Annotated in this window: 11 protein-coding genes; 4 read left to right on the forward strand and 7 right to left on the reverse strand. The window is 46.7% G+C overall.

Translation table 11 applies throughout. From position 1 onward, the window contains the following. Positions 1–12 precede the first annotated feature (12 nt). The 6 genes from WBM30_RS11255 to WBM30_RS11280 all read right to left on the reverse strand — a co-directional run bounded on the left by WBM30_RS11255 (position 13) and on the right by WBM30_RS11280 (position 6774). Positions 13–1125, reverse strand: a complete 1113-nt coding sequence (locus WBM30_RS11255) for an ABC transporter substrate-binding protein (RefSeq protein ID WP_424900802.1) — start codon at positions 1123–1125, stop codon at positions 13–15. A gap of 428 nt (positions 1126–1553) precedes the next feature. Continuing rightward, a complete protein-coding gene (gene nrdF, locus WBM30_RS11260; RefSeq protein ID WP_424900803.1) occupies positions 1554–2519 on the reverse strand; it encodes a class 1b ribonucleoside-diphosphate reductase subunit beta in 966 nt (321 codons plus the stop codon). 68 nt (positions 2520–2587) lie between these two features. Next, positions 2588–4765, reverse strand: coding sequence for a class 1b ribonucleoside-diphosphate reductase subunit alpha (gene nrdE / locus WBM30_RS11265; RefSeq protein WP_424900804.1), 2178 nt, complete (start codon positions 4763–4765; stop codon positions 2588–2590). Next, positions 4758–5123 (reverse strand): class Ib ribonucleoside-diphosphate reductase assembly flavoprotein NrdI, encoded by a 366-nt coding sequence (nrdI, locus tag WBM30_RS11270; protein ID WP_424900805.1) that lies wholly within the window; start codon positions 5121–5123, stop codon positions 4758–4760. Before nrdI ends, nrdE begins: the two co-directional genes overlap by 8 nt. Positions 5124–5366: 243 nt before the next feature. After that, positions 5367–6062, reverse strand: coding sequence for an alpha/beta fold hydrolase (locus WBM30_RS11275; RefSeq protein ID WP_424900806.1), 696 nt, complete (start codon positions 6060–6062; stop codon positions 5367–5369). A 37-nt stretch (positions 6063–6099) separates the two neighbouring features. Continuing rightward, positions 6100–6774, reverse strand: coding sequence for a uracil-DNA glycosylase (locus tag WBM30_RS11280; protein ID WP_424900807.1), 675 nt, complete (start codon positions 6772–6774; stop codon positions 6100–6102). Positions 6775–6970: 196 nt separating this feature from the next. On the opposite strand from WBM30_RS11280, the gene WBM30_RS11285 reads away from it, so the two are divergent. From WBM30_RS11285 to WBM30_RS11300, 4 genes are all read left to right on the forward strand, one after another. Next, positions 6971–7840 carry a Cof-type HAD-IIB family hydrolase gene (locus WBM30_RS11285; protein WP_424900808.1) on the forward strand — a complete coding sequence of 290 codons (870 nt, stop codon included), beginning with the start codon at positions 6971–6973 and terminating at the stop codon, positions 7838–7840. Between the two features lie 78 nt (positions 7841–7918). Next, on the forward strand, positions 7919–8071 hold the full coding sequence (locus WBM30_RS11290; RefSeq protein ID WP_084253768.1) for a YvrJ family protein: 153 nt from the start codon (positions 7919–7921) through the stop codon (positions 8069–8071). Between the two features lie 311 nt (positions 8072–8382). Next, positions 8383–10536, forward strand: coding sequence for an amino acid ABC transporter substrate-binding protein/permease (locus tag WBM30_RS11295; RefSeq protein WP_424900809.1), 2154 nt, complete (start codon positions 8383–8385; stop codon positions 10534–10536). Beyond that, positions 10529–11263, forward strand: coding sequence for an amino acid ABC transporter ATP-binding protein (locus tag WBM30_RS11300; RefSeq protein WP_424900810.1), 735 nt, complete (start codon positions 10529–10531; stop codon positions 11261–11263). Before WBM30_RS11295 ends, WBM30_RS11300 begins: the two co-directional genes overlap by 8 nt. Before the next feature lie 113 nt (positions 11264–11376). Here WBM30_RS11300 and WBM30_RS11305 read toward each other — a convergent pair whose 3' ends face one another. After that, on the reverse strand, positions 11377–12513 hold the full coding sequence (locus WBM30_RS11305; protein WP_424900811.1) for a 3D domain-containing protein: 1137 nt from the start codon (positions 12511–12513) through the stop codon (positions 11377–11379). Positions 12514–12545: the final 32 nt, after the last annotated feature.

Raw genomic sequence — 12545 nt, forward strand, 5'->3', positions numbered from 1 at the left:
ATTCAACCTCAATTATTTTACTTTCGTCAATACTTCTTCTTGCCATCTTTGACCCAGACCAGCTGCAGCCGCTTCCCATGCATCGTAATCTGAGACCGGTTGCGCCTCAACATACTGCTCTTCCGGAAGCAAGATATCCTGCACTTCTTGCGGCAATTCAACATTATCGCGAATTGGACGTGCATATCCTTTTGCCAAATTGATCTGACCTTCATCAGAAAGGATGTACTCTCGGGCTAACGCTGCGGCATGCGGGTTAGGAGCTGTCGCGTTGATGACTGTTGCGTACCCGCTTTGAATCGTTCCATCCTGTGGAATAGTCACTTCAAAACTGGCATTTGGATTCGTTTCGGCAACTTGATTCGCATAATTCAGTGCATTGAAGTCCCAGAACAAGCCGACTTCGATTTCACCTGACTCCAAACGGGCCAATGACGTATCGCCCAAGTCCAATCTTCCTTGTTCAGCCAGTTGTGCAAAGAAAGCAATACCGGGATCCAAGTTGGTTTCATTTCCGCCGTTTGCTATGGCTGCAGCCAATACCGCATTTTGTGCTTGTGTAGCTGCATTTACGTCACCGATCGTAACTTTATAATCACCTGCCAGGATATCGGCAAAACTGGTTGGTGCATCCGTCACTTTTTCGGAATTGGTGATGAACGCCAATGTTCCATAATAACCGACTATCCAATCGCCATCATCGTCCTTGGCCCACTCCGGGATATCGTCCCAATACGAAGTTTTGTAAGCCATAGTCAAACCGTCCGCTTCTGCAACAGGCCCGAATGATTGGCCGACATCGCCGATATCCTTCGTTGGGTTATTCTGTTCTGCTTTGAATAAAGCCAATTCTTCTGCTGAACTCATATCGGTATCTGCATGCGTCAAGCCATATGTCGTTTCGAGTTCTTCCCAGGTCTCTCCCCAGTTCGCCCATGTATCCGGCATCCCTACTGATTCCACATGGCCTTCTTCTTTGGCTTGTGTTTCAATTTCACTCAATGACATTGCGTTCAGATCGACTTCCGCCTCAGCAGTCGTCGCTGCTTCTGTTCCGCACGCGCTCAAAATTAGCACACTGCTTAAGGCCAAACTTGCAAACAATCTTTTGTTGGACAATCTCATTTTATTCTCTCCTTTATTTGTGAACAATGGTTTCATTGTTTTTCATTACGTATTTGACTACAAATAAATACTAACAAATGGTTGTAAAGAACAGTTTGATTCGTTGTTAACCTTTTGTAAATGACAATGAAACCATGTGGCTGCAGCATTTTTTAAAATCGTCTATTTACGCTAAGGATGGATAACCAATTGTTATCCATCCTTATGGGGCCACTTACAAGCTAAAATGATGAATATCCAAAAGTTATCCATCATTGCGGTCGCAGTCACAAGCTAAAACATGAATAAAAAAAGTTATCCATGTTTTCTGACCCAATCACAAGCAAAATGATGGATAACACAAAGTTATCCATCATTTTGCCCGGAAGTCAGCGCCAAAAAAGCAAGGAGAGCAGCGAATCAATCCGCTGCTCTCCTTGCTTTTTATGTCAGTCAATCCATTTAACGTAATCTTCGTCTTCCATCGCTTCGACGGCACCCAACAGGTAGCCGTTCCCGACTTGCGAGAAGAAATCATGGTTGCTGGTTCCGGTCGAAATACCGTTCATGACGATCGGATTCACATCGTCAGCCGTGTCCGGGAACAACGGATCGAAGCCCAGATTCTGTAGCGCTTTGTTCGCGTTGTAGCGGATGAACACTTTGACGCGCTCCGTCCAGCCCAGCTCGTCATAGATGTATTGCGTGTATTTCACTTCATTGTTGTACAGTTCGTACGTCAGCATATAGACCCAATTCTTCATTTCTTCCTGTTCCGTTTCGGACATTTGATTGTATGCGATCTGGAATTTGTAGCCGATATATGTGCCGTGGACCGATTCGTCGCGCAGGATCAGTTTGATGATTTCCGCAACGTTCGGCAATTTGTTGTTGCCGAGATACCAAAGCGGTGCGTAGAATCCGGAATAGAAAAGGAAAGACTCCAGCAGCACGCTGGCCGCTTTCTTTTCCAGCTGATTCCCGCTCTTGTAGATGTCGTTGATCAGACTGGCTTTGCGTTGGATGAATTCGTTGCTGTTGGTCCAGTTGAAGATGTCATCGATCTCAGTCTTTGTGTTCAACGTGCTGAAGATCGATGAGTAGCTTTTCGCGTGCACCGATTCCATGAACTGGATATTGTTCAATACCGCTTCCTCGTGTTGTGTGCGCATATCTTCCTTCATGGCTGCGATACCGTCCTGCGATTGCAGCGTGTCCAGAAGCGTCAATCCGCCGAACACTTTCCCCAACATATCCTGCTCAGGTTTGCTGAGGGTGCGCCAGTCGTCCAAATCATTGGACAACGGGATACGCGTATCCAGCCAAAATTGTTCCGTCAGTTTTTCCCATGTCAACTTGTCAAGCATGTCTTCGATGCTATTCCAGTTGATTGCTATATAAGGCTTATTTGCCATCCTTCATTCCTCCGTTAGACTTTCCGATTATTGCATGACGGGTAATCAAATACAGTGGCGCTGCGTCATCAGATGGTGCATGATTCGCAAGCGTTCGCTCCGATTTCGTCATTGTTTTCCGTAAAGGTACGCACATAATAAATCGATTTTGCGCCTTTTCTCCATGCGTAATTGCGCAGGATGTTCAGATCGCGTGTCGTCATTTTGTTTGTGCGCCCTTCTTTCCATTCGTACATACCTTCCGGCAATTCGGAGCGCATGAACAACGTCAGACTCATGCCTTGGTCGATGTGCTTTTGGGCAGCGACATAAATATCGATGACACGACGCATATCGATGTCATAGGCTGAGCGATAATAAGGCATCGTTTCGTTGGAAAGCTGCGGAGCCGGATAATAAGTCTTCCCGGTTTTCTTCTCTTGACGTTCTTCAATCAGACGCGTGATTGGGTGCAGACTCGCACTCGTTTCATTTACATAACTGATAGAACCTGTCGGCGCGATTGCCAAACGATTTTGGTGATACAAGCCGGATTCACGGACGGATTTTTTCAGATCAGACCAATCTTTCTTTGTAGGCACTTTGATTCCTTCGAAGATTTGTTTCACTTTTTCGGATTGGAAGACGACATCGGAATCGGTATACGCATCGAAATATTCGCCTGTATAGTATGTGGACTTATCAAAATTGACGAATGCTTCCCCGCGTTCCTTAGCGATTTTGTTGCTGGCCGCCAACGTATAATAATTCAAAAGCATAAAGTAGATGTCCGTGAATTCGATGGATTCCGGCGAACCGTAGTGCATCTGATTGGTTGCGAACATCGTGTGCAGGCCCATGCCGCCCAAACCGATCGTGTGTGCTTGATCGTTCCCGTTTTTGATTGTAGGGACCGCATCGATGCTCGAATGGTCGGTTACATATGTCAAGGCACGGACCATCGTTTCGACCGATTTTCCGAAATCAGGCGATTTCATCAGGTTTGGAATATTCGTGGAACCCAAATTGCAGCTGATATCCGTTCCCAGCACTTCATATTCTTGTTTATCGTTCAATAAGGAGGGTTGCTGCACTTGCAGAATTTCCGAGCACAGGTTGCTCATGACGATCGTTCCGTCCACCGGATTGGTGCGGTTTGCCGTATCGATGTTGATGATGTACGGATAGCCGGATTCCTGCTGCAGTTTGCTGATTTCGTTCTCAAGGTCACGGGCACGGATTTTGGATTTTGAGATTTCCGGATTGTTGACCAGATTTTCGTATTCCGCAGTGATATCGATATAGGAAAACGGTTTACCGTAGATCCGCTCCACATCATAAGGGCTGAACAGATACATTTGATCGTCCTTCGCCGCCAACTCGTAAAATTTGTCCGGAATGACCAGACCCAACGAAAGTGTCTTCACGCGGATCTTCTCATCGGCATTCTCTTTTTTCGTGGACAAGAAAGCGACGATGTCCGGGTGGAATACATTCAGGTACACCGCGCCGGCTCCGTTGCGCTGGCCCAATTGGTTGGAATAACTGAAGCTGTCTTCGAGAAGCTTCATGATCGGCACGACGCCGCTCGATGCATTCTCGATTTTTTTGATCGGATCGCCAGCTGCCCGGACGTTCGACAGGTTGACGCCGACGCCTCCGCCGATGCGGGACAACTGCAGAGCACTGTTGATCGTGCGGCCGATGCTGTTCATGTCATCCGTCGTTTGGATCAGGAAACACGACACCAATTCCCCGCGGCGTTTTCTGCCTGCATTCAAAAAGGTAGGCGTCGCCGGTTGGTAGCGTTGATGAATCATCTCTTCCGCCAAGTCGACAGCCAATTGCTGGTCCCCGTCTGCCAAAAAGAGTGCATTGAAGACGATCCGGTCTTCGTAACGCTCCAAATAACGCTTGCCGTCGTTCGTCTTCAGCGCGTACTGGGTATAGAACTTGTAGGCCGCCATGAACGATTTGAAACGGAATTTTTTGTTGTACGTATCCTGCATCAACTTTTTGATGAAATCAAGCGGGTATTTCTCCAAGAACTCTTTTTCGATGTAGTCTTGTTCGATCAAATAATTCAATTTTTCATCCAACGTATAGAAGAAAACCGTGTTTGGATTCACATGCTCCAGGAAATACGCCCTGACGGCTTCCTTATCCTTATGCAAAGGGATGGCATTATCAATCGGACGATTGATTTCATTGTTTAATTTATAATAGGTTACATCTTCTGTTTTGGTTACTAATTTTGGACTATCCAAGTTCCGTCACCTTCTCTTTCAAAATCTGAATGTCTTTCTCGTTTCCTTGAAACTCAAATAAGTGCAGCAGCGGGACGCCATAATCGTGAGCCAAGTCTTTTGCGGTAAACCCGAAAAGCTTGCCGAAATTCAGGTTCCCGCCACCTGCTACACCTTTGAAATAAGAGCAATTCCGGTCGGTCTCAATGAAATCGACCAGAATATCCGTTACCTCTTTATCGTAAGTCGGGGCCACGATGATGAACGGCTCCTCAATCGGTTGGAAGGCGTTATCGGCCGTCAATTCGATAGTCTCAAGGTTTAGTTTGTTTACGAACTTCCTCGTTTGGCCGGTCAACGACATAAATACTACCTTCATTTTACCTCACCCTTTTCCCAACTGTTATTCACCCATTATACGGTTGCGAGGATACAATTACAACAAGAAAGACACAATATGTAGTATGCGATTTTATAAAATACGCAACATATTGTGTCTTTGTTTGCATTTTCACTTTATCCGTCCAAAAGTTGCGCGGCAGCGAATGACTGCCACCGACGACATTTCAGAATTTCATTCTAACATAATTTCTCGGAAGAACCTCCTGATACGCTCCGGAAATCACAAGCTTGTATAGAATTTTTTTGCAATTCGTTCCAGCACTTTCGGATCATCCACGAAAAAGCCATGGTTTCCCCCGGGTACGATATATTTTTGCGATCCGGGAATCAGGCGATGCATCGCCTCCGTTTGGTCGGCGCGGATCAGATCGAATTCCCCCGCTAGCAGCATGGTTGGCGCTTGGATGCTGCGCAAGGCTTCAGCCGAAAGGTCCAATTCCTCCAGCATAAGATTGTGGATGCAGAGGCGACGGATTTTTTCCGGATCGGTATCCGGCAAAGCAAGCAGCTCTTCGTATCGTTCCAGCGTCTCCTCATTGCAGGCGTCAGTCAGGCCGTCCGCTTCGTAATTTGCCCCCATCGCAATCAATGAAACGATTCGATCTGGGTGATGGGCCGCAAAATACAGGCCCAGATTGCCTCCATCGCTGAATCCCAGCACGTGGACCCTTTGAATCCGCTCCTTTTCGAGCAATGTAAGGATATCCTCTGCGATCTGCTTGAAGGTCAGCCGCTCCACTCCCAGATCCGATCTACCATGTCCTCGCGTATCAAGCGCATAGACCGTGAAGTGTTTCTTGAAAAAAGGAAACTGCTTCGCGAAAATGTCCGAACTTTCGCCGTTTCCGTGCAACAGAAGCAATGCATCGCCGGTACCGCCTACCTGATAGTAGAGTTTTCCTTTTCTGGTCTTCAATGACTTCCCTCTCATACGACAATGCCCCTTCCTTCTATTATTCTGGCAAACGCCAGTCGATTGGCTCCATACCGAACGATTTGAGTGCTTCATTTGTTTTGGAAAAAGGCTTCGAGCCGAAGAAGCCTCTATAGGAAGATAATGGACTTGGATGCGGCGATGTGATCACAACATGCTTCGTTGTGTCGATGAACACTTTTTTGGCTATCGATGCATTTCCCCAGAGGATGAAGACAACAGGTTCCTCCCGCTCATTAAGCGCTCGGATGACGGCGTCGGTCAACATTTCCCAGCCTTTTCCGCGATGGGAATTGGCTTCCCCGCTTCGGACAGTTAGGACCGTGTTCAGCAGGAAAACGCCTTGCTTCGCCCAATATGTCAAATCGCCATGTTTCGCAATCGGAATGCCGAGGTCATCCTGCAGTTCCTTGTAGATGTTGACCAAGGAAGGCGGCAGCTTGACCCCTTTCTGCACGGAAAAGCTCAAGCCATGCGCTTGGTTGGGTCCGTGATAAGGATCCTGCCCCAGTATGACCACTTTCACCTTTTTGTAAGGCGTCAATTCGAAAGCTTCCCAGATATGCTGCATATTCGGATAGACCGTCTCGTTCAAATACTCTTCCTTCAGGAATGCGCGCAACTGCTGATAATACGGCGCTTCGAATTCCTCTTCCAATTTCTGTTGCCATTCATTATGGATAATTGCTTTCATTTTTTCACACCACTATCTGTCAAATTTTTCATTTCCGGTTGCGACTATCTTAACATAATGTGCGCACCTTTTTCAGTACATCCGCCTTCCGGGCGATTATTTAAGTCGGCCCCGAACAAATTTTCAGTGAAATTGAAAAATCATGGTAGAATATAAGTGTGAATATACTGCAATTATCGAACAGGAGGATGAATGTATGATAGAACTGATTGTCTCAGATATGGACGGCACATTATTGAATGATAAGATGGAAGTTTCCGCATCGAACGTGAGCGCCATTAATGAAGCAAATAGATTAGGCATCAAATTTATGGTCGCTACCGGCAGAGGGTATACCGAAGCTGTTCCGGCCTTGCAGGAAGTCGGCATCGATTGCCCTATGATCACGCTGAACGGCGGGCAAGTATTTGACGAAGACGGAAAACTGGTTGAAAACCTGGGGATCGATAAAACAACCACCCGCCATATTTTGGAGGATGTGAAAAAATACGGACTCTATTGCGAAATCATGACATCCAAAGGCATATTTTCGGATGACAAAGTGCGCCGGATCGAGTCAATGACTTCCTTGCTGCATGAGACAAACCCTGACACGACCTTCAAAATGGCGCTTGTTCTGGCGGTCGCCCGTTTGGAAGTGATGCACGTAAACTACGTTGAAAATTTCAAAGAAGTTCTGGAAGACAACGCACAGCAAGTCCTCAAGATTCTCGTGTTCAGCGATGTCGGACAAAGCGAACTGGAGCCGATCCGCGCCAAACTGGCCGAAGACAGCCGTGTCGTCGTGACCTCCTCCTTCAAAAATAATATCGAGATCAACCATGTGGAAGCGCAAAAAGGGATTGCTTTGGCAAAGTTCGCCAAAAAAAGAGGGATTCCTTTAGAGAATGTCATGGCCATTGGGGATAACTTCAATGACGTCTCCATGCTGAAAGTAGCAGGCGCCAGCTTTGCCGTGGCCAATGCCGAGGATGGGGTCAAGGAATTCGCGAAGTACCTCACTTCCAAAAACTCAGAAAACGGCGTAGCCGAAGCCATCATGCGCTGCATTAACGAAAATTTGTGATCACGATACCGAAACGCTGACAGTTACAAATCCCTCCTTTCCTACGTCTTTATAGATGTAGGAAAGGAGGGAAAATGAATGGATGCGAACGTGGATGTGCTGGCGTATATGGAATTGATCAGCAATACCGGCTTTCCGATCGTGATCGCGATGTACCTACTGCACCGGATGGAAAAAAAGCTGGATGCACTGGTCGGCGCGATTGAAGACCTGAGCCGGGCCTTTAAATGATCACACTCTTGCCTCACCAGACCTAAAAAAAGCCCTGACATGACAGCTTTTATGCCATCATGTCAGGGCTTTTTTTGCAAATTTCCGAACGTTCCCGAATATACCAGATTGCGTGACACTTTTTTGTTAGCGTTTTTATAAAACTTGGTTTTCGTGTCAGATTTCCTAACATAACCGTGTCGTTATATAATTGTTGTTTCTGTGAATTTAAAATATAATCTCAATGTGGTATTATATGAATATTCAAGCAGAGGCTTCATCGTAATCTCATGGTTATTCAGAAGGAATGCTGATTATAAGGAGGAAAAAATATGTTAAGCAAGAAACTGCGACTAAAGTTGCCGATGCTCTTCATGGCTTTGGGCTTTTTTATTTTTGGGTCAGCCCAGCACGAAGTAGTTGAGGCAACAGAAACACAAAAGTTTGTCATCGCGACAGACACCACTTTTGCACCATTTGAATTCCAGGATGCGAACGGCGAATTTGTCGGCATTGATATGGAACTCATCCAGGCAATTGCAGAGGACCAAGGATTTGAAGTGGAGATTCGTCCTTTAGGATTCAATGCCGCGCTACAGGCCTTGGAAGCAAAACAAGTCGATGGCGTCATCGCCGGCATGAGCATCACGGACGAACGGAAACAAACCTTTGACTTTTCGGAACCGTATTTTGAAAGTGGCGTGGTCATGGCAGTTGCCGATGACAGCGACATCTCAAGCTACGAAGATCTGGAAGGCAAGAACGTTGCAGTCAAAACCGGAACGGAAGGCGCAACATTTGCCGAATCCATCAAGGATGAATATGGCTTCACTACCACTGTTTTTGAAGATTCCGCTAATATGTATCAGGATGTCCTGTCCGGCAATTCTGTAGCGGCATTTGAAGACTATCCGGTAATGGCCTACGCCATCGAGGACCAAGGTCTGGCACTGAAACTGGCTACCGACAAAGAAGCCGGCGGTTCCTACGGTTTTGCAGTAGCAAAAGATACAAATCCTGAATTACTGGCAATGTTCAACGCAGGTTTGGCCAATCTGAAAGAGAATGGCACTTACCAAACCATCCAAGAGAAATACCTCGGTGTTTCCGTTGATACGAGCCTGGATGTCCCGGCACAGAACGGAAAAACTTTTATCATCGCAACCGACACAACTTTCGCCCCATTCGAATTCCAGGATGCTAACGGCAACTATGTGGGTATCGACATGGATCTGATCCGTGCAATCGCTAAAGATCAAGGTTTCGGAATCGAAATCCGTCCTCTGGGTTTCAATGCCGCCCTTCAAGCATTGGAAGCTAAACAAGTGGATGCTGTCATCGCCGGTATGAGCATCACCGACGAACGCAAACAAACTTTTGATTTTTCTGAACCGTATTTCGAAAGCGGTGTGGTTATGGCTGTTGCTGCCGATAGCGATATCGACAGCTATGAAGACTTGGAAGGCATGACCGTGGCCGTTAAAACCGGAACGGAAGGCGCAACATTTGCCGAGTCCATCAAGGATGAATATGGTTTCACTTTATCGACTTTCGATGATTCAGCCAACATGTATCAAGACGTTATCGCCGGCAATTCCGTTGCGGCATTCGAGGATTATCCGGTTATGGCATATGCCATCGAAGGTCAAGGCATCGCATTGAAACTGGCTACAGATAAAGAAGCCGGTGGCTCTTACGGGATCGCAGTCGCGAAAGACACGAACCCGGAACTACTGAACATGATCAACACAGGATTGGCGAACTTGCAGTCCAACGGTACTTATGAAGAAATCGTCAACAACTATCTAGGATCCGACACGGAAGCAAGCAACACGACCTTCTTCGGACTGATCCAAGAAAACTGGAAGACTTTATTGCAAGGTTTGGGAAGAACAATCCTGATCACTTTTGCATCCATTATGATCGCATTGGCACTGGGCATCTTCATTGGCTTGTTCAGCGTATCCCCTAACAAGGCATTGAACTGGATCGCAACCATCTATGTTGACATCATGCGCGGTGTGCCATTGATCGTCTTGGCATTCTTCGTATACTTCTCGATTCCGCAATTGATGGGTATCCGGATGAGTTCGACGGTTGCAGGGATCATCACATTGAGTTTGAATGCGGCAGCTTATCTGGCCGAAATATTCCGCGGCGGTATCAAAGCTGTTGATGTCGGACAGATGGAAGCGGGACGCAGCTTAGGTTTGACTTATCAAACAACAATGAACAAAATCATTTTGCCGCAAGCAATCCGCATCATGATTCCTTCATTCATCAACCAATTCGTCATTACTTTGAAAGACACTTCCATTTTGTCCATCATCGGACTTGTCGAGTTGACACAGACCGGTAAAATCATCATCGCCAGAACTTATGCTTCCGGTAATATGTGGTTAATCATCGGATTGATGTACATCATCGTCATCACAATCCTTACGAAGATTTCCAAAAAACTTGAAGGGAGATTAAAGAATGGCTAACGCAAAAATAAATGTCACGAACCTGAAGAAAAGCTTCGGAAGCAACGAGGTTTTGAAAGGGATCGACCTCGAAGTAGCTGAAGGCGAAGTGGTCTGCATCATCGGCCCTTCCGGTTCAGGAAAAAGTACCCTTCTGCGCTGTCTGAACAAGCTGGAAGAAGTCACCGACGGCCACGTGCTGATCGACGGAAAAGACATCACCGAAAAAACCACGGACATCAATAAAGTACGCGAAGAAATCGGTATGGTTTTCCAACATTTCAATCTTTTCCCGCATCTATCGGTAATGGACAATATCACATTGGCTCCGGTTGAACTGAAACGGGAAAATAAAGAAGCCGCAAAAGTAAAAGCAGTGGAATTATTGGAAACAGTCGGCCTGTCCGAAAAAGCTGATGCTTTTCCAAGCTCGCTATCCGGCGGTCAAAAACAACGTGTCGCTATCGCGCGCGCGTTGGCAATGAACCCGGAGATTATGCTTTTCGATGAACCTACATCCGCGCTTGACCCTGAAATGGTCGGCGACGTCCTTGAAGTCATGAAAAAATTGGCAAAACAAGGGATGACCATGGTTGTGGTAACACACGAAATGGGCTTTGCCAGAGAAGTAGGACATCGCGTCATCTTCATGGATGGCGGTTATATCGTCGAAGAAGGCACGCCTGCTGAAGTATTCGGCAACCCGCAACACCCACGTACGCAAGATTTCCTGAACAAAGTTTTGTAATAGCATCATGCAACAGAAAAGGCGCCGCAAGCTCTCTAACAAGCTTACGGCGCCTTTTTTGTTTTGAAAAAAAGGTCTGCCTCTTCGCGGAGGCAGACCTTCCTGTAGCTATTTTATTGCAGTATGGTGATCGTCACTGTTTGTCTGCCGAAAGCAAGAGCGGCATTCAGATCTTCCATATGTAAGTCAATTTTGTTTCCTACGATTGCTCCACCAGTATCCCCGGCAATTGCGATGCCGTAGCCTGGCACGCTGACTAAGCTTCCCAATGGAACCACTGAAGGATCTACCGCAATAACCATCGGATTGACCGACAAGTCGATGCCAGTAGCGGTAAAGTTGGATAGGCCTGCTTCGTGTCGCGAATAGGCTGTTGCCGATACGACTAATGTCTTGCCTTGGGCAGCAGGTGTTTCCGTCACTGTTGGAGTAGTAACTGTCACGGCTGGCGCGGTTTCAGCTGCGGCAACGGAACTGTCTGTGATTTGGCTTACTGTTGGTTGCGAGGATGATGCAGATTGGGCAACCGCAGCAGCTCTGCTAGCATCTGCAATTTGCTGCTCTTCCTCCGCTTTGGCTTGAGCCTCTTCAGCAGCCAAACGGGTGGCTTCATTAGCATACTCCGTTTTCACCTGAGACAACACGGTTTGGTTTTCGGAAAGGATGCCTTTCAAAGAAGTCAATTCTTCAGCCAACGCAGTGGATTCGGAATTCAAGCGGCTCTCTGCAGCCTTGACTGTTTGGATTTCCTCAGCCAACTGTTCTTCCAATGCCGTTAGTTTCTCCTCTTCGGAAATGGCAGATTCGATCTGTTCATTATCGGCAGCTTGCAATTGACCGACTACATAGGCCCTGTTGATGAAATCGGCAAAATTTTCGGAATCCAGCAACATCAAAATTTGGTTCTTCGTTGCATCCGAAATTTGTAAAGCAACTAGCCTCGTTTTCAGTTGTTCTTTACGCGACGCAATCACTTCTTTTTGCGCTTCGATAGCCGCTTTTGTTTCGATTTGGCTTTCTTCAGTCGCAACAATCTGTGCCTTCAAGTCATCTATCCCCATCTGCTTCAGGTTGATCGATGCCAATGTTTCACCTATTGTCACTTCCACAGAAGCGATTTGAGCTTCCGTCTTTTGTTCATCTTGGGTTAAGGTATCTAAGGTGGAACCTTGAACTTGTGTAATGGAAAGGGTCAGACTTGCTGCCAAGCCGGCCAACATCAGTTTCCCTATACGCTTTTTATGATTCAAAATCTCACGCCTCTCTTTTCTCGTTGGAAAAT

It is taken from the genome of Trichococcus sp., from assembly GCF_049684335.1.
In the GTDB taxonomy this organism is placed as follows: domain Bacteria; phylum Bacillota; class Bacilli; order Lactobacillales; family Aerococcaceae; genus Trichococcus.

Excerpts from the sequence above, each read along its gene's own strand:
- WBM30_RS11285 (WP_424900808.1), top strand. The coding sequence starts at position 6,971 with ATGATAGAACTGATTGTCTCAGATATGGACGGCACATTATTGAATGAT.
- WBM30_RS11300 (WP_424900810.1), top strand. The coding sequence starts at position 10,529 with ATGGCTAACGCAAAAATAAATGTCACGAACCTGAAGAAAAGCTTCGGA.
- nrdI (WP_424900805.1), bottom strand. The coding sequence starts at position 5,123 with ATGAAGGTAGTATTTATGTCGTTGACCGGCCAAACGAGGAAGTTCGTA.
- WBM30_RS11280 (WP_424900807.1), bottom strand. The coding sequence starts at position 6,774 with ATGAAAGCAATTATCCATAATGAATGGCAACAGAAATTGGAAGAGGAA.
- WBM30_RS11295 (WP_424900809.1), top strand. The coding sequence starts at position 8,383 with ATGTTAAGCAAGAAACTGCGACTAAAGTTGCCGATGCTCTTCATGGCT.
- nrdF (WP_424900803.1), bottom strand. The coding sequence starts at position 2,519 with ATGGCAAATAAGCCTTATATAGCAATCAACTGGAATAGCATCGAAGAC.
- WBM30_RS11255 (WP_424900802.1), bottom strand. The coding sequence starts at position 1,125 with ATGAGATTGTCCAACAAAAGATTGTTTGCAAGTTTGGCCTTAAGCAGT.
- WBM30_RS11290 (WP_084253768.1), top strand. The coding sequence starts at position 7,919 with ATGGATGCGAACGTGGATGTGCTGGCGTATATGGAATTGATCAGCAAT.